The sequence below is a fragment of the Exiguobacterium sp. KJ 601 genome (assembly GCF_027161185.1).
Lineage (GTDB): Bacteria > Bacillota > Bacilli > Exiguobacteriales > Exiguobacteriaceae > Exiguobacterium > Exiguobacterium profundum.
Map to the genome: position 1 here is coordinate 1358650 of NZ_JADHZG010000001.1, position 22678 is coordinate 1381327.

Annotated in this window: 20 protein-coding genes; 6 read left to right on the forward strand and 14 right to left on the reverse strand. The window is 47.4% G+C overall.

Translation table 11 applies throughout. The annotated features are described in order from the left end of the window. Positions 1-358: 358 nt before the first annotated feature. From IRJ25_RS06980 to IRJ25_RS06990, 3 genes are all read left to right on the forward strand, one after another. A complete protein-coding gene (locus IRJ25_RS06980; protein ID WP_211781262.1) occupies positions 359-805 on the forward strand; it encodes a MarR family winged helix-turn-helix transcriptional regulator in 447 nt (148 codons plus the stop codon). Between the two features lie 80 nt (positions 806-885). After that, complete coding sequence (locus IRJ25_RS06985; protein ID WP_012726206.1) at positions 886-1599, forward strand: YebC/PmpR family DNA-binding transcriptional regulator; 714 nt, start codon at positions 886-888, stop codon at positions 1597-1599. Between the two features lie 143 nt (positions 1600-1742). Beyond that, a complete protein-coding gene (locus IRJ25_RS06990; protein WP_269318005.1) occupies positions 1743-3062 on the forward strand; it encodes a Na+/H+ antiporter family protein in 1320 nt (439 codons plus the stop codon). Between the two features lie 138 nt (positions 3063-3200). On the opposite strand, the gene IRJ25_RS06995 is transcribed toward IRJ25_RS06990, so the two are convergent. From IRJ25_RS06995 to IRJ25_RS07020, 6 genes are all read right to left on the reverse strand, one after another. Further along, the gene (locus tag IRJ25_RS06995; protein WP_214783201.1) at positions 3201-4652 is read right to left on the reverse strand and encodes a glutamate synthase subunit beta; all 1452 of its coding nucleotides are present in this window, start codon (positions 4650-4652) and stop codon (positions 3201-3203) included. Further along, entirely contained in the window at positions 4649-9088 is a 4440-nt protein-coding gene (gene gltB, locus IRJ25_RS07000) for a glutamate synthase large subunit (RefSeq protein WP_269318006.1), read from the reverse strand. The genes IRJ25_RS06995 and gltB overlap by 4 nt, the downstream gene beginning before the upstream one ends. A 254-nt stretch (positions 9089-9342) precedes the next feature. Then, entirely contained in the window at positions 9343-10095 is a 753-nt protein-coding gene (locus tag IRJ25_RS07005) for a tryptophan-rich sensory protein (protein ID WP_078146831.1), read from the reverse strand. Positions 10096-10211: 116 nt separating this feature from the next. Continuing rightward, a complete protein-coding gene (locus IRJ25_RS07010) occupies positions 10212-11024 on the reverse strand; it encodes an aldo/keto reductase (RefSeq protein ID WP_264092473.1) in 813 nt (270 codons plus the stop codon). Between the two features lie 65 nt (positions 11025-11089). Then, positions 11090-11884: an ABC transporter permease subunit gene (locus IRJ25_RS07015; protein ID WP_214690967.1), complete on the reverse strand. Its 795-nt coding sequence runs from the start codon at positions 11882-11884 to the stop codon at positions 11090-11092. A 1-nt stretch (position 11885) separates the two neighbouring features. Continuing rightward, positions 11886-12758 carry an ABC transporter ATP-binding protein gene (locus IRJ25_RS07020; protein ID WP_074037097.1) on the reverse strand — a complete coding sequence of 291 codons (873 nt, stop codon included), beginning with the start codon at positions 12756-12758 and terminating at the stop codon, positions 11886-11888. 121 nt (positions 12759-12879) lie between these two features. Between IRJ25_RS07020 and IRJ25_RS07025 the strand changes: the two genes are divergently transcribed. Beyond that, positions 12880-13443 (forward strand): TetR/AcrR family transcriptional regulator, encoded by a 564-nt coding sequence (locus tag IRJ25_RS07025; RefSeq protein ID WP_214783191.1) that lies wholly within the window; start codon positions 12880-12882, stop codon positions 13441-13443. A gap of 38 nt (positions 13444-13481) precedes the next feature. On the opposite strand, the gene IRJ25_RS07030 is transcribed toward IRJ25_RS07025, so the two are convergent. From IRJ25_RS07030 to IRJ25_RS07040, 3 genes are all read right to left on the reverse strand, one after another. Further along, on the reverse strand, positions 13482-14594 hold the full coding sequence (locus IRJ25_RS07030; RefSeq protein WP_318841962.1) for an NAD(P)/FAD-dependent oxidoreductase: 1113 nt from the start codon (positions 14592-14594) through the stop codon (positions 13482-13484). Between the two features lie 76 nt (positions 14595-14670). Continuing rightward, entirely contained in the window at positions 14671-15405 is a 735-nt protein-coding gene (locus IRJ25_RS07035) for a Bax inhibitor-1/YccA family protein (RefSeq protein ID WP_269318007.1), read from the reverse strand. A gap of 26 nt (positions 15406-15431) precedes the next feature. After that, positions 15432-15956 (reverse strand): type 1 glutamine amidotransferase domain-containing protein, encoded by a 525-nt coding sequence (locus IRJ25_RS07040; RefSeq protein ID WP_269318009.1) that lies wholly within the window; start codon positions 15954-15956, stop codon positions 15432-15434. A gap of 178 nt (positions 15957-16134) precedes the next feature. Here IRJ25_RS07040 and IRJ25_RS07045 point away from each other — a divergent pair, with 178 nt between their 5' ends. Together IRJ25_RS07045 and IRJ25_RS07050 are read left to right on the forward strand one after the other, a co-directional pair. Further along, positions 16135-16929 carry a thymidylate synthase gene (locus IRJ25_RS07045; RefSeq protein ID WP_269318010.1) on the forward strand — a complete coding sequence of 265 codons (795 nt, stop codon included), beginning with the start codon at positions 16135-16137 and terminating at the stop codon, positions 16927-16929. Next, on the forward strand, positions 16926-17414 hold the full coding sequence (locus IRJ25_RS07050) for a dihydrofolate reductase (RefSeq protein WP_074037102.1): 489 nt from the start codon (positions 16926-16928) through the stop codon (positions 17412-17414). Before IRJ25_RS07045 ends, IRJ25_RS07050 begins: the two co-directional genes overlap by 4 nt. Before the next feature lie 10 nt (positions 17415-17424). Here the strand turns inward: IRJ25_RS07050 and IRJ25_RS07055 are convergent, their stop codons facing one another. The 5 genes from IRJ25_RS07055 to IRJ25_RS07075 form a co-directional block, all read right to left on the reverse strand. Then, positions 17425-18915 (reverse strand): GGDEF domain-containing protein, encoded by a 1491-nt coding sequence (locus tag IRJ25_RS07055; protein ID WP_269318011.1) that lies wholly within the window; start codon positions 18913-18915, stop codon positions 17425-17427. Between the two features lie 169 nt (positions 18916-19084). Then, positions 19085-20485 (reverse strand): class II fumarate hydratase, encoded by a 1401-nt coding sequence (gene fumC, locus IRJ25_RS07060; RefSeq protein WP_269318012.1) that lies wholly within the window; start codon positions 20483-20485, stop codon positions 19085-19087. 104 nt (positions 20486-20589) lie between these two features. Continuing rightward, complete coding sequence (locus IRJ25_RS07065) at positions 20590-20982, reverse strand: reverse transcriptase-like protein (RefSeq protein ID WP_012726190.1); 393 nt, start codon at positions 20980-20982, stop codon at positions 20590-20592. Next, positions 20963-21745: a 5'-3' exonuclease gene (locus tag IRJ25_RS07070; RefSeq protein WP_264092469.1), complete on the reverse strand. Its 783-nt coding sequence runs from the start codon at positions 21743-21745 to the stop codon at positions 20963-20965. Before IRJ25_RS07070 ends, IRJ25_RS07065 begins: the two co-directional genes overlap by 20 nt. Continuing rightward, positions 21726-22676, reverse strand: a complete 951-nt coding sequence (locus tag IRJ25_RS07075; RefSeq protein ID WP_264092468.1) for a CobW family GTP-binding protein — start codon at positions 22674-22676, stop codon at positions 21726-21728. Before IRJ25_RS07075 ends, IRJ25_RS07070 begins: the two co-directional genes overlap by 20 nt. Between the last annotated feature and the right edge of the window lie 2 nt (positions 22677-22678).

Genomic DNA, 22678 nt, shown 5'->3' on the forward strand with positions numbered 1-22678 from the left:
TAATGAACATATTGACTTGATGGAAGCACAATATGATGACTGTTTTTTAGAGATTGTGCTTTCCTTCACATTCATAGAATACAATGTTTTTCAGGTTTTGTGGGTGACAACAATGTGAACTCTTTCACAATATTTTTTTATCTATTGTTGACAGCTCTTGATTTTTGTATGCGTCCTCAGTAAAATCGAATGCGTTTTCATGAAAATATATCAAACCTTTAATGTAAACGCTTACATGTTTTGTGTCGATTCAATCTCTACTATGATGTATCAATCATCACATCAACCCGTTTTTAGGTTCAACTGCACCTAACTCGTGTATAATGAAAATAGAACCTAACTAGGAAGTGAATCTATTATGCCGAAACAAGATGCAGCGGACCAGTTTGTCAAACTGATTCCTTTAATTCGTCGTAAATTGTTACGTCGATCTGATTTTCCTCAAATTCCAAACCTGAACTTCTCTCATTTCCATCTATTGATGTTGATTGAGGACGAGGGGGCTGTCACGAATGGACGAATCAGCGAGACACTCTCCATCGCGCCACCGAACGTTACCCCGCTCATCACGAAATTATTGAACGAGGGGTATATCACGCGGGTGCCAGACGAGCGGGATCGCCGCGTGATTTGGAATCAACTGACCGAGAAAGGTGAACGGATCTTACTTGAGCGCAGAGACTCATTCCGTAGACTATTCGAGGAACGTCTCGCCTTTTTGAATGAGGACGAAACTGACCGACTCTTTGAGAGTTTGAAGACACTTACAGAGATTGTCGAGAAGATGGACAAAGGTGACGAGTAAAACTTTTCTCGTCAATTCCCACAACTTCTTATATAATCTGTAATGAATCTACGTACAAATGGAAAGAGAGATGACATGTAATGGGTCGTAAATGGAACAACATTAAAGAGAAGAAGGCGTCAAAAGATGCGAACACGAGTCGCGTCTATGCGAAGTTCGGTCGCGAGATTTATGTGGCCGCCCGTCAAGGGGAACCTGATCCTGAGTTGAACCAGTCATTAAAATTCGTTGTGGAGCGTGCGAAGACGTATAACGTGCCCCGGGCGATCATCGATCGTGCCATCGACAAAGCCAAAGGTGGCGATGAGGAAAATTTCGATGAGCTTCGATATGAAGGGTTTGGTCCGAATGGTTCGATGGTCATCGTCGATACATTGACGAATAACGTCAACCGTACGGCTTCAGAAGTCCGTGCCGCGTTCGGTAAAAACGGAGGCAACATGGGAGTCAGTGGCTCGGTCGCATATATGTTCGATGCAACTGCCGTCATCGGTGTCAATGAAATGTCGGCAGATGACGTCCTCGAACTCATGATGGAACATGACCTTGATGTGCGTGATGTTATCGAGGAAGACGAGACGGTCATCGTCTATGCCGAGCCAGAAGCGTTCCACGCCGTTCAAACTGCATTCAAGGCTGCCGGTGTAGAAGAGTTTGCCGTTGCGGAATTGACGATGCTCCCGCAGAACGAAGTGTCACTCGATGACGCTTCGCAAGAACAGTTTGAAAAACTAATCGATGTGCTCGAAGACTTGGAAGATGTGCGCCAAGTGTATCATAACGTCGAGATGTAACACGTAAGCGATAACTTTCACGAGTTATCGCTTTTTTTCATATTCGATTTGACAAGGGTCACATCATATGTTAAATTTCAAAAAGTCTTTATCATATTAAAGTGATACCAAGAGAAAGAAAACGCGAAAGGTGTTGGATCGATATGAACGCAGTATTACTTGCAGTCATCGTCTTATTTGCGCTCGCCATCAGCCGAGTGCACATTGTATTATCATTAATCTTAGCGGCGCTTGTCGGGGGGCTTGTTGGAGGACTTGGGTTCAACGATACGTTGACCGCCTTCAGTGACGGTCTTGGTGGTGGAGCGAGCATCGCACTCAGCTACGCGCTCCTCGGCGCATTCGCTGTCGGGTTATCGAAGACGGGGCTTCCGGATGTCTTAGCTGAAAAATTGATTGCGATGTCAGGTCGTGACGTGTCAGGCAAGCGTGTGATGGTTGTCAAAGCATTCCTGTTGTCACTCATCTTATTGTTATCCATCAGCTCTCAAAACGTGCTTCCGATACACATCGCCTTTATCCCGATTGTGATTCCGCCGTTACTCGTACTGTTCAATGAGTTGAATGTAGACCGTCGTCTCGTAGCGACCATTTTGACGTTCGGTCTTGTGACACCATATATGTTGTTACCTGTCGGGTTTGGTGGGATTTACTTGAATGAGATTCTCATCGCGAACGTTGAAGCGAACGGCTTGACTGTCGGAGACGTCAACATCATCTCGATCATGGGCATCCCGGCATTAGGGATGGTCGTCGGATTGATAGCGGCGTTCATTCACTACCGGAAACCGAGAACGTATGACACGATTGCACTCGGACCAACTGATTATGAAGTACGTCAAATGAGTGGTTTGAAGATGATCATGACACTCGCAGTCGTTCTCATCGTGTTGATTGTTCAGTTGCAGACCGAGTCGATGATCGCCTCTGCGGTGACTGGTTTGATCTTGCTTTCAATCTTCCGCCTGATTCCATGGTCTGAGGCAGATGATATCTTCACAAGCGGCATGCGCATGATGGCATTCATCGGGTTCGTCATGATCGCCGCAAGTGGATTCGCTGCCGTCATCCGCGAGACAGGTGCGATCGAACCGCTCGTCAACGGAGCGAGCGATTTGATGGGTGACTCTAAACTCATTGCCGCTCTCGTTATGTTGCTCGTCGGCCTTGTCATCACGCTCGGAATCGGTTCAAGTTTCTCGACTGTTCCAATCATTGCAGCAATTTTCGTCCCGCTCTGTGTACAATACGGCTTCTCAGTCGAGGCAACGATTGCCATCATCGGGACTGCAGGAGCGCTTGGGGATGCAGGTAGCCCAGCGAGTGACTCGACACTCGGACCTACGAGTGGATTGAACGCTGACGGTCAACACGATCACCTACGTGAAACGGTTTGGCCAACGTTCTTACACTACAATATTTCACTCATCATCTTCGGTGTGATTGCGGCGATGGTGCTTTGATCATTTTTTCCGTCGTGAATAAATGGTTCCTAATAAAATGAGGATGAGAATAAACCAGATTCCCGTATACATGAGGATTTCGGTGAACATAAAACTCCTCCTAAACAAAAGATAAGGAGCGACGGCTGTCGCTCCTTTTTATGATGAGGTTTTTAATTCGGTCTTGCAAGTATCGAGATACGCATCGACGACCTCTGCTACTTCTCGTCCTTCCCGAATCGCCCATACAATCAGGCTTTGCCCTCGCTTGGCATCCCCCGCGACAAAGACGTTTTCCGTTGCCGTCTGGAAATCTGTCGTCTTCTCGACACCGATTTTCCGCAACTCGTGCTCTGGTCGTTCAAATCCAATGGCGACGAGGATCAAGTCCGCCGGATACGTCTCTATCGAATCTTCCTCCACGAAGAAGGTTGCCTGACCATCCGGGTTGACGACTTTCGTCATCCGTTCCGTTTCAATCCCTGTGACACGTCCTTCTTTCGTGACGATTTGGTTGGAGCGAATCAAATACGTTCTCGGGTCTTTCTCATAGACCGCGAGTGATTCCGCATACGCATAATCCGTCGTAAGCGTGTCCGGTTGAAGTGGCCAAGGTTTCTCTGGTGCACGAAGCAACCCTTTTGACGGGTGTTTCCCAAATTGAACGACTGATTTTGCACCTTGACGGATTGCCGTCGCCACACAGTCGGCTCCTGTATCTCCACCCCCGATGACGATGACATTTTTGTCTTTGGCGTCATGTTCTGGTGATCGGGTCGTTCCTTTTCGCTCGTACATCGATGCTGTCAAATAATCCATCGCCATTTCAACACCACGTGCATCATCGCCATCAATCCCGAGCGTGCGCTGTTTCTGAGCGCCAGTCGCGAAAATCACCGCATCGTATTGGTTCCGAAGCGCCTCCACTGTCACATCCGTACCAACCTCAATGTTCGTCTGGATGACAATTCCCTCTTGTTCGAGCAACCGAATGCGACGTCTCACGACATCCTTATCCAGTTTCATGTTCGGGATTCCGTACATGAGTAGACCTCCCGGTTCATCAGCCTTCTCGATGATGGTGACCGAATGTCCGAGCTGGTTCAGTTGGTCGGCAGCCGCCAATCCAGCCGGCCCACTTCCGATGATGGCGACTGTCATCCCGCTTCTTCGATGTACCGGCCTTGGTTTCACCCAACCTTCTTCAAACGCCCGATCGATGATGGTTCGTTCAATCGATTTGATCGCAACCGGATCTTCACTGATTCCGAGTGTACAAGACCCCTCACACGGTGCGGGACAAACTCGACCCGTAAACTCCGGGAAGTTATTCGTCTCCATCAATCGGTGATACGCTCCCATCCAGTCCGATTTGGTCACAAGCTTGTTCCACTCCGGGATATAGTTGTGAATCGGGCACCCAATCGTCTCTTGTCCAATCATATCCCCGACATGACAGAATGGAGTGCCACAGTCCATACAACGTGCAGCCTGCTGTTTGACCGATTCGTCATCCATTCGTGTCGCATATTCTTCATAATCCTTCACTCGCTCATCCACAAGACGCTCAGGTAATGTGGACCGTGCGATGTTTAAAAAGTTATGTTTCATGCGTTACCCCCCTCAGTCACAACCCGGAACAATTCAAGTGCTCGGTCCGCTTCGCTCAATTCCGGTCGATTCGCCTCGATTTGACGCATAACGTCCAATACATTCGCATAATCTCGTGGAACGACCTTTACAAAGTGAGGGCGAGCTTGTTCGAATGACTCTAAAATAGTCCGTGCTTTGACACTGTCTGTATGAAACTGATGCGCTTCGAGAAGTGCATAAATTTGTTCCATATCTTCATCGTTCAATTCTTTTACGACGGAGACGAGCTCCTCGTTGACGAGTCGATCATACGCTTGATCCCCATAAATATATGCGACGCCACCTGACATGCCGGCTGCAAAGTTCCGTCCGACATCACCGAGGACGAGAACCGTTCCCCCGGTCATATACTCACATCCATGATCGCCGACTCCTTCGACGACTGCCGTCGCCCCAGAATTTCGAACGGCAAAACGCTCGCCGACGTGACCGTTAAAGAAAGCTTGTCCGATCGTCGCTCCGTACAAGCAGACGTTTCCGGCAATCATTTGTTTACTTTCATCAAACGGTGCATGTTTTTCAGAGATCAATGCTAATTTCCCACCGCTCAAGCCTTTCCCGATATAATCATTGGCATCCCCGATGACGGAAATGGTGATTCCTCGTGGTAAAAATGCTCCTAAACTTTGTCCGGCTGACCCACTGAGGCGCAGCGAGATGGTATCGTCCGCTAAACCGACCTGACCGTGAACTTTCGTCACTTCAAACCCCAACTGTGTCCCGACGGCACGATCGGTGTTTCGGATGCGACCAACGAAGAATGTCGGTTGCAACGAGCTGATTGACCGTGAGACTGCCGGAATCAATTTTCGGTGATCGTAGGAACGGTATGCCGGGTGAGCGACTTCTTCACGCTCAGGAAGTGGTGTCGGCATCGAGAGCATCGGTGCTAAATCTAACCGTTTTGCTTTCGGATGTTTCGTTTTCCATTCACTTTCTTCGAGAAGATCCGTTCGACCAATCACGTCGTCTAATGATGTCACACCGAGTGATGCTAAAATTTCTCGTACTTCTTCTGCCAAGAACGTCATCAGGTTGACGACGTGTTCTGGTTTCCCCATAAATTTCTGACGAAGCACAGGGTCCTGTGTCGCCACACCGACCGGACACGTATCTAAATGGCATGCACGCATCATAATACATCCAAGGACGACGAGTGGCGCTGTAGCAAACGCAAACTCTTCCGCCCCGAAGATGGCAGCTAGGACGATGTCTCGCCCCGTCATGAGCTTTCCGTCCGTCTCAAGTGTGACTCTCCCCCGTAACCCGTTCAATGCGAGCGTTTGATGCGTCTCTAAGAGTCCAAGCTCCCAAGGAAGACCTGTGTGCTTGATTGATGTCTTTGGAGAAGCACCGGTTCCACCATCATATCCACTGATGACAATCGTATCGGCATTCGCTTTCGCGACACCGGCTGCAATCGTCCCGACACCTGACTTCGAGACAAGTTTGACACTGATTTTCGCCTTAGGATTCACATGCTTTAAGTCAAAGATGAGTTGGGCCAAGTCCTCAATCGAATAAATGTCGTGATGTGGAGGCGGTGAGATGAGTCCAACCCCCGGAACGGATCCACGCACTTCGGCGACCCATGGGTACACCTTATTTCCAGGAAGTTGGCCACCCTCACCCGGTTTTGCCCCTTGCGCCATCTTGATTTGAATTTCATCGGCATGGTAAAGATATTCTGCCGTCACCCCGAATCGTCCGCTTGCGACTTGCTTGATGCGGCTGATGCGTTCGTTTCCAAACTCATCCGGGACGAAGCGGGCCCGGTCTTCCCCGCCTTCTCCAGAGTTACTTTTCGCACCGATCTGATTCATGGCGATAGCGAGCGTTTCATGCGCCTCTTTTGACAAGGACCCAAATGACATCGCGCCTGTCTTAAAACGGCGAACGATCGACGTGACTGGCTCTACTTCTTCGAGCGGGACAGGACGTTGTGTTTTAAATGCAAACAACTGTCGAATGAACTGTCCTGATGATTCATGCAATTTCACATAAGCATCATAATATTTACGTTCATTCTCACGACAGGCACGTTGCAACAAATGAATCGTCTTCGGATTGAATGCATGTTCTTCTCCGTCTGCACGCCATTGGAAATCACTTCCCGCCTCGAGCGGACGATTCGTCGCATAGGCGGACGTATGGAGTGTTCTCGCTTCGTCTTCAAGTTCTTCAAATCCGATTCCAGACAGTTGGGACGTCGTTCCCCTGAAATGCGTCTCAATCAAATTGCGATCTAATCCGACGGCTTCGAAAATTTGGGCCCCACGGTAGCTTTGAATGGTCGAGATACCCATTTTCGACATGATTTTGACGATGCCCTCGACAACTGCTTTTTGATACGAGCGAATGGCCTCTTCAAATGAATGCGCAATTTGTTTACGTTCGACTAAGTCTCGTATCGTCGCATAGGCTACGTATGGATATACCGCATCTGCCCCATACCCAATCAAGGTCGCTGCCTGATGCACTTCTCGGACTTCACCGCTCTCACAAATGAGACTACAGTTCGAGCGCAAGTTCTCTCGAATCAAGTGTTGATGAATCGCACTCAGTACGAGGAGAGACGGCATCGCAATCCGTTCATTACTGACGAAACGGTCAGATAGGACGATCACGTTCGCACCATTTCGTACAATCTGGCTGACCTGTTGCAAAAGGGCTTCAAGCGACGCCTCTAAATCATTCGTAAACGTTGTATCGACTCGTTCAACCTTGAGCTTCTCGGCAAGTTGCTTGAGGGTTGCCCCATCAATCATCGGATGATTCAACCACACACGTTTCGCGTGACCTCGTCCGGTATGGACCGGATCTCCTTGCGGACCAATCCAAGTAAACGTAGCCGTGACAATTTTCTCCCGTAACGCGTCGATTGGCGGGTTGGTCACTTGCGCGAAGTGTTGTTTGAAATAATGGAACAAGGAACGGGGCCGCGTCGAGAGCACCGCAATTGGTTGGTCATGCCCCATCGAGCCGATTGGATCTTTTTCGTCTTTGATTAACGGAACCATGTACTGTTCAATGTCTTCTTTCGTATATCCAAACGCACGTTGCACACGTCCGAGTTCAAGTAGTTCTTCTTCAACGATCCCTCGATCCTCAATTGTCATCATCTGCTTAAGCCATTTGTGATAAGGCTCTGACTTCGCAATCGTCTCTTTAATCTCATGATCAGGAATCAATCGCTTTTCAATCAAATCGATCAACAACAACTGTCCTGGTCTTAGACGTTGTTTAGATTTGACGTTCTCTGCGTCAACCGGAATGACTCCTGTTTCAGAGGAGAGAATCAATTCCCCGTCCAATGTTTCGACATAACGCATCGGACGCAAGCCGTTACGATCTAAAATTGCTCCGATTTGCCTTCCATCTGTGAAGACGACTCCAGTCGGTCCATCCCACGGCTCCATGATGGATGAATGATACTGATAAAAGTCGCGCTTGAACGGTTCCATCTTTCCTTCGACAAATGGTTCAGGAATCAACATCATCGCCGTGTGGGCGATCGAACGACCTGTTCGTGTGAAGAATTCAAAAGCGTTATCGAGCATGGACGAGTCGCTCCCATCCTCTTGAAGCACAGGGAACAAGTGTTGGACGTCTTCGAATAAGTCTGTTGACGTGACCCCTTCCCGTGCTCGCATCGCATCGATATTTCCGCGAAGCGTGTTGATTTCCCCGTTATGGACTATCATGCGGTTCGGATGTGCTCGTTCCCAAGAAGGGAACGTGTTCGTCGAGAAACGAGAATGAACGATGCCGAACGTACTTTTGTAATGAGGGGATTGCAAATCCAAATAAAATGCTGCGATTTGATTTGGCGTCAACATCCCTTTATATACGATCGTTCTCGTTGACAGGCTTGCGATATATAGGCGTAATGATTCGATTTTTTCGATTTTCCGACGTAGTTCATAAAAGACGCGTTCATTCGCATCCTCGTCTAGGAATGGACATGAGATAAACCATTGATAGATGACCGGTTGTGTGACCCGCGCATGTTCCCCGATTTGCATCGGGTCGACAGGTACTTCGCGCCATTCGATCGTCGAACAATCCAGTTCATCCGCCATCCGTTCCATCAACGTGATTTTTTCATGTAGCTGATTCTCAGACGGCTGAAAAAAAACCATTCCGACAGCGTAACGACCGAGTGACGGAAGGTTCATGGTTTGCGTAAACAATTCGTGTGGAATCTCAGTCATGATACCCGCCCCATCACCAGCATCGATGACACCTTGTCCTCCTCGGTGCTCTAAATTACATAACATGGAGAGCGATTTTTGGACGATTTCATGTTTCTTTAGCCCATGTAGATTGACGTAAAGTCCAATCCCACACGCATCTTTCTCAAATTTTGAGTCATACAAACCAACTCGACTCATATCATCGACCCCTTTCACTCACAGTTTCGTAATTAACATTCTGTTCTAAATATTCTGAAAAATCAAGTGAGTTGCATGCATTTTTGCATAATAGGAATCTCATTTAGTCTTATTGAAAGCGTATACATTACTGTTATCAATGGATTTATCGTTTTTAGTTATGTTCGATAAAGAATAAATATCCATAAATATTATTTATTTATAGGTTCTTCAGAACATAAAAAAAGGATATCCTGAAGATACCCTTTTCTTGATTATTGTTCTACTGTTTTACGCGGATGATGTAAAAACGATTTCGGACGTTTCCACAAAATCAAACCGATATACCCAATCGCAAGCAATGCGAGGGCGCTGACAATCACAACATAGAGTGTGCCTTCTTCGATTCTCGCAAAGATTCCGATATACGCCCAGACGAATACGAGTGGATAGATGAAATCATGATGCCACCACATAAAGAGAAGGGCAAGAATCACACCGACCATCAGCATAAGAGAGGTCCAGGCGAGTTCATCAAGACCTAACAGCGACGTGATCTGTTCCGTCTTCATCACAACGAACGTGTTGACGATGGTCGCGACTGATACCCAGCCGATGTAGATGGAGAACGGGAACCGATCGAGCCAGCTCGTAGACGTCCGAAAAGCGATATAATACAACCAGCACAGCGTAGCCAGGAACAACACCATGATGACAAGTGAGACGACGAACCATTCGTTCGTGAATGCCAATAGCCATAAACCATTCAGCACGCAAGAGACTAAAAATCCGGCTTTCATCCGCTCGGCTTGACGATTCGCCGTCGTCCCTTTCTTCAACTGGAGCACCAGCCAGACAAGTAACGCGACATAGATGACACCCCAAATCGAGAAGGCGTACCCTGCCGGCTTAAAGTAGATATCGATGCGGTCCGAAACCGCCGCGTTGTCGCCGCTCGCGAAATAGTTGATGACGACGGTCGCTAAAAAAGCAACCCAGTTTACAATCGGCCATTTTGATAAGTCCATAAGCACGATCTTCTAAATGAAGATCAAACACCTCCTTTTGTAACATAATATTCAATACCCGCATCCATGTGACTCTACACGTACAAAGGGGCTCGCATATGCGAACCCCTTCTCCATTAAAAGTCGATTTCGTCTGGATCTGGTCCGAGACGTTCTCCTGTCGCCACTTGATCGATCTTCGCCAAATCGTCCGCATCGAGTGAGAAGTCGAAAACATCAAAGTTCTCACGGATTCGATGTGGTGTCACCGATTTCGGTAACGCGACATGACCAGACTCAAGATGCCAACGGAGAACTATCTGTGCCGGCGTCTTCCCATGTTTTTCTGCAATTTCAGAAAAGGCAGGGATGTCTAAAAACTTACCTTGCATGAGTGGACTCCACGCCTCGATCTGAATCCCTTCATCTTGACAGTAGTCCAACAAATCAGGTTGCGGGAGCTGTGGATGAAGTTCAACTTGATTGATGAGTGGCGCCATCAGACCGGCTTCTTTCAATGTTTCTAAATGGTGTTCTTTAAAGTTAGATACACCGATTGCCTTGATTTTTCCGGCTTCATATAAATCGATGAGGTCCTTCCACGCATCGACGAACCCATCTACCGGCCAATGCAACAGACAAAGGTCCAAATAATCTGTCTGGAGTCGTTTTAACGAGCCTTCGAATGCCTCTTTCGTTTTGCCTTCACGAATGTCATCATTCCAAATCTTCGACGTGATGAACAATTTAGAGCGGTCTACACCTGAGAGATGAATTCCCTTCGCAACGCCCTCTTCATTTTTATAGATTGCAGCCGTATCGATGTGACGATAGCCTGTTTTGATGGCTTCAACGACAGCAGCTGGTGCCTCGGTTTCATTATCGACCTTCCAGACCCCAAAGCCGATCATCGGAATTTCGACCTTATTTCGTAATGTTGCGTAAAGCATCTCATTCATCCCCTTTTCATTCTAACGAGCTGATTGTATCATACCCGACAATTTATTTCGGAAAACTAAATCGTCAAATCTTTTCGGGTGAATCGGATGAACGAGAGTGCTGAAAAGATGGTCAGGAGACCGAGTAACCAGATGAAATGGATGCCCCAATATTCCTCACGCATGATGGCACCGGCGTCAAAGAGAGAGAAGAATGAGAGGTTTGACATCCAATCGAATTGATCGCTCACTCCTTGGATGATGTTCACCATGAGAAAGAACGTGAAGATTCCACCCGTCACCATATAGGATTTACTACTATCATCGAACAGACTCGCAATCACATAAGCGGCTACGCCTAGGACGAGCAACATGAGCGCTCCATTCAATTGAAGCATCCACAATACCGCATAGTCGATTTGTAAATCGAACAGAAGGTCCGCTGCCATTAAACTCAACCCATTTAGACCGACAAATAGCCCGACTGCCACAATCAACACAACAAAGCTTGACATCACATACGTGACTCGAGAAATCGGGGCCGCCATATACAGCATGATTTCTCCAGAATCGACCGGTTTGGCCAACAGTTTCGAGGCGAAAGTCAATGCGAATAAAACTGCGAGGACGTAGAAAATCAAGCCATAATAGTTACTCGACAATAGATTGAGGACGTTGTCCATCGCCATCGACGCATCGATTTGGAAGACATCGAGAAGCTCAGGTGGCAACGACTCTAATTTTGCCTCAATCAATCCTGTTTCTTGAATAGATGGGAAGATTGCGGCTAAGAAAAAGAGATATATGCTAGTCCCGACTGAATATCCTAGAATCCAACTGCGATTCTGTTTCAACATGGAGCGAATTAACATGTCATGTCGCCTCCCCGTAATACTGCATGAATAGATGTTCGAGCTCGTCTGTGCCACTTGTCAGTGATTGAACCTGAAACTCCGCCAATGTTCGGATGAGGTGGTTCAGCTCTATCGGTGTCGAGATGGTGACCTCAACATGCATGCCGTCCCGTTCACCAGAATCGGCCGCGAATCGAACGGCTTCCGCTTCCGTTGAAAATTCGACTCGGTACCGTTTCACGCTATGTTGTCGTAATTGTTCCATGTCCTCTTCGATGATGATGCGTCCATCTTTAATCAACGCGGCACGGTCGCACGTCCGTTCCATCTCAGGGAAATGGTGAGAACTCATGAGAATCGCTTTCCCAGATTGCTTTTCTTCAATTAACCAATCGATTAGACGATCTTGCATGAGCGGGTCTAATCCGCTCGTCGGTTCATCCAATATATAGACGGGCACATCTTTCATGAAACAGGTGATGATGGCGAGTTTTTGCTTCATCCCCTTTGACATCTTCCGTACTTTCGTCGCCTCATCGAATGAAAACCGTTCACGTAATTGCCGTTCACGATCCGAATTCGTTTTGTGCAAATGGCGCGTCAATCGAATGATTTCTTCTCCCGTCATGTTCTGGGGATAATTGATTTCTCCTGGCAAATAGCCGACACTCCGTTTCACTTGCTCCGTCTCCTGCCAACAGTCGAATCCGTTGATGGTCGCCTTGCCTTCACTCGGCTTCAAAAGACCCATCAAATGTCGAATCGTTGTGGATTTCCCAGCGCCGTTCGGTCCGATGAATCCGAAGATTGTACCTGGTGATACATGTAGTGAAACGTCAAAAATACCATGTGTGGCATCAAATCGTTTCGTCAATCGCTGAATCCGAATCATCTCGAACCCTCCTTTTTTGTAATATCTGAACGATATGATTACAAAACTAGTATATCACGTTCTTTTTTGAAATGGAAATGGTATATTGATTACAAAACTAGAGAGAGGAGCGCTTAAATCAATGGATGGATTTGCGAAACGCACCGAAGAAAAACAACAAGCGATATTACGTGCCGCTTATGACTTGATGACAGAGAAGCAATCCCGATTCACAATCAGTGAGTTAGCGAGTCGAGCGCACGTCTCCCCCGTATCTATCTATAATTACTTTGGGTCAAAAGACCAGGTTATCGTGCAAGTCCTAAAACAGATGACAGAAGAGCAGATGAGTTGGATTGAACATGCGATTGAATCGAACGCTCCATTCGATGCGTTACTCGTCGAGATCCTAACACGAAAAATCCAGTCGGCGGTTCTCTTTGACGAGACCATCACAGCAATGATTCAACAAGACCCGAACTGGGAACAGCTTGCGACTCGAGGATATACTGCTTTCGCCCGGTTGATTGAATACGGGAAGGCCCAAGGGTCAATCGATTCGACGTTATCCACTTCTTCTTATTTACGCTATGTACAATTCATGCAACAGGCCATCCTGTCCGATCCTCAGTTCTCAATCGGGGATATGAAGGAAACGATGGACGTCTACTTTCATTTCTTTTTGAATGGGGTCATGAAACGCTAAAAGGTGACTGTCTCAAGCAAGCAGACAGTCACCTTTCTTTACGTGTGATAGATAAAGTCTTCAATTGGATAGAGCGATAGATCCACTTCCGCGTCTCCTGTCAGAACGAGGTCACTCAACACTTTTCCGATGAACGGGCCGACCGTCAAACCGGATGATCCGAGACCGTTCGCGACCAACAGTTTTTCTGCCCCAGGCACCCTTCCGAGTACGGGAATTGAATTCGGTGTGACCGGACGGAAGCCGACTTTCGTCCCCACGAGTTCTGCCTCGGAAAGTCCAGGTGCCGACTCTAAACCTTTCGTCAGTACTTCGTGTACTCCGATTGCAGTCGGACGAACGTCGAACGCTTTTCCTTTCTCATGTGTCGAACCGATGACCACTTTCCCGTCGTCAAATCCGAGTAAATAGCGGCGTCGTGGCGGCATGACGACCGGCCAGTCAGATGCATCTGTATCCTTCAACTGGACGTGGACGAGCTGGGCCTTTTCCCCTTCGACTCGTACCGTATATCCAAGAGGCTGTAACAGCTCCGGTAACCAAGCACCCGTCGCAAGGATGATTTCATCCGCTTCATATCTCACTCCGTCACACTCCACACCAATCTCATCTCCGCTCGTCAACCGTGCAGAACCGTTGACAAATGTGACGCCACGCTTGATAGCGACTCTCTCAAGTGCAGCGCGAAAGCGTCCGCCGTCGACTCTAGCCCCTCCTGTCACGAAGAGTGCATCGTATTCATCGGATAACGGTGGGAAACGATGTTGTGCCTCTTCAGCAGTCAGTCGTTCGAGTTCACCGATTTCTGGCGCTTCTTCTCGACGAAGCAAAGTTCGCTCCATCATCTGGTCGAGCTTTGTTTCTTCATGGAGCGCAAGCGTCCCGACACGTTTGTATCCGGTGTCCGTCTCCCCTTCAGCCTCCAGCTCTTTGACGACCTTAGGATAATAGCTTGCTCCGCCTTTCGCCAGTGCATACCAAGCTTTGTTGCGTCGCTGCGCAATCCACGGACATACGATTCCAGCCGCGGCATCCGTTGCTCTTCCTTCTTCTTTCCGGTCAATGACCGTTACATCCGCTTTACCAGCTAAATGATAGGCAGCCGAAACACCGACGATCCCTGACCCGATAATCACTATTTTCTTCATCATAAATCTGTCTTGCTCAGACAGATGGACACATCCTTTCGTAAAAAAATCATCGACCCAACGGATCGATGATTGATTCTTATTCTCTCATCGCTAGACGATAAAGTAAATCTAACAACTCGATGTAGAGCCACACGAGCGTGACGATTAATCCGAATGCCGCGACCCATTCCAACTGTTTCGGAGCCCGAGCTTCGACTTGACTTGCGATGAAGTCGAAATCTAAGACGAGAGCGAGTGAAGCGACGATGACAATCACGAATTGAACACCGATCGCAAGTGGGCTTGAACCGGTCATGAATGCCAAGCCTGAACCGAACAAACTCATAACGAGTTGCACAAGATATAACAACATGACTGTGAACATGGCTGCCATGACACCGGCTTTAAACTTCTGTGTCACTTTGACAAGCCCTGTCGTATAGACAAACCACATCGCAAAGGCGACGACAAACGTCGTTAATACGGCACGTCCCACAATACCAGGGACCATCGCTTCAAAGAAATACGAAATCGAACCGACGAAGACACCTTCGATAATGCCGTATAGTGGCGCAACGACCGGTGCTGTATTCGGTTTAAACGTGATGAGCAACGCAAAGATAAAGCCGAGGATGAGTGACCCGATCATGAGCGGGAACAAGAGCCCTTCTCCGATTGTCGGTACGACAAGCCATGTCGTACCGGCTGCCGCTGTCACGAGTAAAAGCAAGGTGAACACTTTAGACCATGTACCTGCTTTCGTCATCGGTTCGGCACTGTAAGCTGTGGACGTCATTGATTTACGAAGTAATGGATTCGATTTTAAGTTCAACGTTGAATAGCTCCTTTATGGTTCAGTTACTGTTTTGCGAACACGTCGATGAACGCGCGCATATAATCTGGTAAGTCTGGCGGACGACGACTTGAGACGATATGTCCGTCGACGACGACCGGCTCATCATACCAAATCGCTCCCGCATTTTCCATGTCATCTTTGATTCCCGGCGTGCTCGTCACGTTCACCCCGTCTAAAATGTTCGCAGAAATCAACACCCAACCGGCGTGACAGATTTGACCGATTGGTCGTTTTTGTTCATCCATATAACGGACGAATCCTTTCACCGAATCGAAACGACGCAATAAGTCAGGTGACCATCCGCCTGGCACGAGAATCGCATCGAACGATGTGATGTCGACATCATCAAACGCCACGTCAGATTTTGCAGGCACACCGTATTTACCGATATATGCGTGATCGGCCTTCTCCCCAGCGAGGATCACGTGTGCTCCCTCTTCACGAAGGCGATGCACCGGGTACCAAAGCTCTAAATCCTCGAAGTCATTACTGACAAGTTGAAGGACTTTCTTCCCTTGTAATTTCATCAAACCCCTCCTTTTGTTCATTCCCCATTATACCCGAAAGCGACAGTCACGAAAACGAAGAATCATGATTGTTTTTCCAGGATATTGATTATGGATGATTCTCACCACTATATCTTGTGTTTCCTCCCTACAATTGATACCTTTAGTGGTAGGAGATTGAGAAGGAGGCACACTACGTATGAAACAATATCATGACTTATGTCGACACATCCTCGACCAAGGTGTCGTAAAAGAAGACCGGACTGGGACCGGGACAACGAGTGTATTTGGTTACCAAATGCGTTTCAATCTGCAAGAAGGGTTCCCCCTTATCACGACGAAGAAATTACATATTCGTTCCATCATTCACGAACTATTATGGTTCATCTCAGGAGAGACGAACGTCCGATACCTTCAAGATAACGGGGTCCGCATTTGGAACGAATGGGCAGACGAAGAAGGCAATCTTGGTCCAGTATACGGTTCACAGTGGCGTTCTTTCCCACGCCCGGACGGTTCTTCTGTCGATCAGTTGGCTCAAGTGATTGACCAAATCAAGACGAACCCAGATTCAAGAAGGTTGATCGTCTCGGCATGGAACCCAGGACAGCTAGAGGAGATGGCCCTGCCGCCGTGTCACCTATTGTTCCAATTCTATGTCGCTGACGGAAAGCTTTCGTGTCAATTGTATCAACGGAGCGCTGATACGTTTTTAGGGGTACCGTTCAATATCGCCTCATACGCACTACTCACGCATATGGTCGCACACGTGACCGGACTCAAAGTCGGCGACTTTGTCCATACCCTTGGTGATGCACACATCTACCACAACCATCTCGAACAAGTGGAACTTCAGTTGTCGCGTGACCCACGTCCGCTACCAAAACTCAACATTGTCCGAGACGTCCCTTCAATCGAATCATTCCGTTTTGAAGACTTCGAAATTCTAGGATATGATCCGCATCCGCACATCAAAGGAGAAGTGAGCGTATGATTTCACACGTCGTCGCATATGGATTAGGTCGTGAAATCGGAAAAGATAATGACTTATTATGGCGTTTGCCAGATGACTTGAAACATTTCAAGACCATCACGTCTGGCGGAACGGTCGTGATGGGAAGAAAGACGTTTGAGTCCATCGGTAAAGCGTTACCGAACCGACGCAATATCGTCGTCACATCAGATGTTTCCTTTTCAGCAGATCAAGTCGAAGTCTGGCATGATTTAGACCGTCTCGTCGAAATGAGTCAAGATGAAGAATGGTTTGTCATCGGTGGCGCCACGTTATATGAGCAGACGATGCTGATGACGAGCCGGATCTATGCAACGGAAGTCGCTGCATCGTTCGAGGCCGATACGTATTATCCCGAACGGATTGGGGAATGGTCAATTACGAGTACAATCGACCATCCGCAAGACGAAACACATGCATATGCCTTTTCATTCAAACAATACGATAAAACAGACATCGCATCATGATGTCTGTTTTTTAGTCTGGCAATTTTTCCAGCCACTGTTCAATTTTTCTCGTGATGACTTCGTCCTGTTCTCCATCCGCATAATCGTCATAGATTGCTCCGAGTTCAGACGCCGTTCGTTTCGATACAGCAAGAATGTGACTATATTTGCCTCGTTGCTCTTTCACAGCAGACAACGTCCCTTTCGCTTCTTGCGCACGCGCATCATCCAAGACGAACATCTCGATATTGTCATTACAAGAATACGCCTCGTAAGGACGGTATACGACTTCATATCGGCGATGCTCTTTGGGGAGTCGATCAGCAAGCGATGTATAGGTATTGGCAGACATCGTCACATAGGCGATTCGCTTCTCCTCACGAACAGCAGAAGTGTATCGGACGACACGATTTCGACCATCTCGTTTCGCCTTATACAGCGCCTCATCTGCGTAGGCACACCATTCACCGAGTGTATAGCCTGTCTGGCAGACTCGGGTGTATCCAATCGACACCGTCACCTGATGGTCGTATGGAAATTCCATTTCTTCGATACGTGTTCGGACTCGCTCAAGTACCGATTCGACGATCGCACGGTCTGAGACATTCAAGAGGATTAAGAATTCTTCTCCTCCGTATCGGATGAGCTCATCACTAGAACGAATGGCATGACGGATTTCTTCAGAAACGCGATGAAGAACGTCATCGCCATACGAGTGACCGAACGTATCATTCAATTGTTTGAAGTGATCGATATCGAGAAGTGCGACAGCAAAACTCTCACCAGACCGCTCCAATCTCGAGATGAACCGAGAAAAGGTCGCCTTTAAATACTTACGGTTGAAAGCACCCGTTAATTCATCCACGAGTAACGCTTTTGATACGAGACGTGATTTTTCGATATGTAGTCCGAGACGCACCAATCGTTCCTCCATCGGCACCCACGATTCCCAATAATCGTCGAATCCATATGAATAGGCAGCAAGACGATAGTGTTCATTCGTTCCGATGACAATGAGGGGAACGTAGAGCTTTCTCATCTTGCTAACGAACGATTGGATATCTCGCTCTTTAAATTGTGGCCATAATTCAACATCCATGATGATGGCTTTTGGCACATCCTCATAATCGTATTCCACGGCTTCTTCAAGGGTCTGCAAAAATACCGGACGTGCCCCAAGCTTCTCAACGCGCGACTTGTAACGACTAAATGTGGAAAAGCTTGCGGATAAGATAAGGACGAGATCCTCGTCCTCTTGTTCAATCCCCAAGACGGTATGGATATAACGTTTCACAGGAGAGATCAAGGTCAAAGCTTCCGCTTGTGTAAGGACGCTTGGCAACTCCTTCGCGTCAGACTCGACACGACTAAAAATTTCTAATAAATGCATCAACCGTCGTTGCCGAACTTCCTTCTTCATCCAATCGAGTAGAAACTCGATATCGCTTTTTGGAATTCGTCTCGACTCCGATATCTTTTTCAAAATCATATGTATACGCTCAGTGAGTTGACCTTGCTCCATTCCCGTCCCCCCCTATGTTCGTACTCCCCGAATTCTCTTATGTTTCGATTATGCGACTTCTCAAGATAAAATACAACTATTTCCTTATTTATTTTCTATTGTTTTACATATCACTAGGACCTACGTCCTAAAAAAGACATACTAAAAGCGGTCTTGCGACCGCTTTGTGTTATTTTTCCACTTTTAAGTTTGGTGACGTCATTTCCTCCGGACGAATCCATTGATCAAATTGCTCTTCCGTTAATAAACCAGTTTCTAAGGCTGCTTCTTTCAAAGAAGTACCGTTTTTATGTGCCAATTTCGCAATTTTTGCCGCATTCTCGTATCCGATATGCGGGTTAAGTGCTGTAACGAGCATGAGTGACTGTTCCACATTATGTGAGATCACTTCATGATTTGGTTCGATTCCAACAGCACAATGATCATTGAACGAATGTAAGCTGTCCGTTAATAGACGACAAGTCTGTAGGAAATTATACATAATGACTGGTTTGAAGACGTTCAATTCAAAGTTCCCTTGACTCGCCCCGAAACCGATCGTCGCATCATTTCCGAGTACTTGTGCGGCAACCATCGTGAGCGCCTCACTTTGAGTCGGGTTAACTTTACCCGGCATGATTGAACTTCCTGGTTCATTCTCCGGAATGGTGATTTCTCCGATTCCTGCACGTGGTCCAGAAGCCAACCATCGCACATCGTTCGCAATCTTCATCGCGTCCATCGCTAAGGCTTTTAATGCACCATGCGTGAAGACGAGTTGATCGTGACTCGTGAGGGCGTGGAACTTGTTGACGGCTGTTACAAACGGTTTGCCCGTCTCTTCTGAGATTTTCTTCGCTACAACTTCACCGAACTCAGGGTGTGCGTTGATCCCTGTTCCGACAGCCGTTCCTCCAAGTGCAAGCTCCGTGAGTGGTTCAATCGTGCGCTCGATCATCTGTTTTGACAATTCAAGCATCCGGACCCACCCACTGATTTCTTGACCGAGTGTGACCGGCGTCGCGTCTTGAAGGTGCGTCCGACCAATTTTGACGATATCCATAAACGCCTCCGCTTTTTGTGAAAGGGTTTGATAAAGCGAGTCGATTGCTGGAAGGACATCATCTTGTACAGAAAGGATGGCGGCGATGTGCATCGCGGTCGGATACGTATCGTTCGAGCTTTGCGATTTGTTGACGTCATCATTCGGATGAATCGAAATAGATGCTCCACGAGCCTGTAATTTTTCATTCGCAAGATGCGCAATGACCTCGTTGACGTTCATGTTTGACTGCGTGCCCGATCCTGTCTGCCAGACTACAAGCGGGAATTCCGCGTCATGTCGCCCTGCTATAATCTCATCTGCCACCTCTGCGATGATTGCTGCTTTTTCTTCCTCGAGTACACCGAGTTCAGCGTTTGCTAAAGCTGCACCTTTTTTCAAAATGGCAAATGCGTATACGATTTCAAGCGGCATTTTCTCCGCTCCAATTTTAAAGTTTTCGAGACTACGTTGCGTTTGTGCTCCCCATTTCGCCGTAGCTGGAACTTTAATTTCCCCCATTGTGTCCCGTTCGATCCGATAATCCATGTATAATTTCCCCCTCTATAGTTGACTACGCTTTCATTTTAGCGAAAAACCATCTAAAAAGAAATGACTCCGTCAAAAAAGCGACCAAGAATGATCTCGGTCGCTCAATTCATTCCATTCAATGCGTCACGTGCAATCACGTCTGCCCGATTTTCCGCTCGTGGGACCCATTTCAAGAACACGGTTGGCAATTCATCATAGGCAATCAGTGCTTTTAGAAACAGAGGCTTCGCAGAAGCATCTTTCATGAAACGTTGCTCTAGTGCGCGAACAATCACTTCGGCGTCGGAATACAGCATGAATGAGGTTTCGCCTTCCAATACATGCGCTTGTTCCAGCGCATAAGCACATGCAGCCAATTCCGCGTGAACGCTTGTCAATCCTTGCATTCGACGTTTAAACGTCGATACGGTACCGTCGGACGACTTGATCCACACTCCGATTCCGTTCTCTCCAGTCGTCTGATTAGTGGCCGCGTCAAAATAGATGTGAACCAAATCGGTACGCCTCCCAATCCGTGTTGACAGGTGCATGGATATCAATTTGTGACAGTCGTTTCGACAAGAGCGCGATCTCTTCATGACCGTCTAGTTTTTTTGCATATTTTTGATGGGGCGCTTCGAGTGTTTCATTTTGAACATGCACATAAAGCGTCTCAATCGTATCGTAATGCTGAATTAAAATCGTCGCCGTCTTCGGACCGATGCCACGTACACCTGGGATGTTATCCGAAGAGTCTCCCTGCAATGCCTTCACGTCGACAAACTGATATGGTTTCACGCCATACATCAATTCAAAAGAAGCTTCATTGACGAGCTGCTCCTCACCTTTTTTTGGCATGATTTGAAACACGTTCGGAGACAACAACTGAAGTAAATCGCGGTCCGAGGAATAGAGATATGATTCACCAGGGAACGCTGTCGCGACTGCGCCCATCAAATCATCCGCTTCATATCCCGTCAACTCGGATTGTAAGATACCTCGTTCATCCAAAGCGGCCCTCAATTTCAAATAGTCTTCGAAAAGTGGTTCCGGGAGTCCATTACGCGTTGCTTTATATTCAGGATACATCGCATAACGGTGGGTAGACTCTCGTGTCCCGTCCCAAAAGAAAGCGATATGGGAAAAGTCTGTCGTCCAGGAATCCACCTTTCGAAGTAATCCTTTCACAGTCACTTCCGGATCTTGTGCTCGTCTTCGCTCCGTCGCAAAATAATAACGGGACAACAAATTAAATCCGTCAACTAGAATAAGCTTCATCTTGCTCCACCTCACATGCTTTTAATCCCCGTGCTAGTGCATCTTGGTCTAGTTCCTTCCCAATCCAAACAAATACGGAACGGTCCCCTTCATGCACCTCATTTGCAAATGTCGCGCCCATCAACTGATTCGTCGCTTGAATGACAAACTTGCGCTCCTCATCCTGTAAGCGGACAATCGCCTTCATCCGATACATCTCATCCTCGTAGTGCATCAAGACTTCACGAACGTAACGGGTCACGCGCTCCCGAGACAATGGACGCTCGGCACTCAACGTGATGGCACGAAGGGAGGAGACCGATTCACTCGTCTCTGTCAGTTGACTCAACTTCTGTTCATCGACACGTGACAGTTGGAACGTATTTTCAAGTAATTCGTAATCGCCTTCTGTTTGAATCGTCTCTACAATCCTTACCGTCGGATTGAGTTGTTCGATTCGGCGGCGTGCTTGATCGAGTTCATCCGACGACACTAAATCGGTTTTATTTAACAAAATGAGATCGGCATAAGCGATTTGATGAATCCCTTCTTTGAACAGTTCACGGTCCATTTGACTGGCATCCACAACCGTCAAGATGGCGTTCATTTTAAAGTGTTGACGTAAGTACTCGTCATAATAAATCGTCTGAATGATCGGTGCGGGATCGGCGACACCGGTCGTCTCGATGATGACTCGGTCGAATGTTTCTTGCTTTGCAGCCAGTTGATAGAACGTCTTATTCAAATCATTTTGGATGGAACAGCAAATACATCCGTTTGAGAGTTCGATTTGCTCTTGGTCCATCTTGACGATCAATTGTTCATCGATATTTATCGCGCCGAGCTCGTTGACGATCAGACAAATCTTTTCATCCGTCGCCGCGAGTAAGCGGTTCATATACGTTGTCTTGCCTGCTCCTAAAAACCCGGTCACTAATTGTACGGGAATCATGA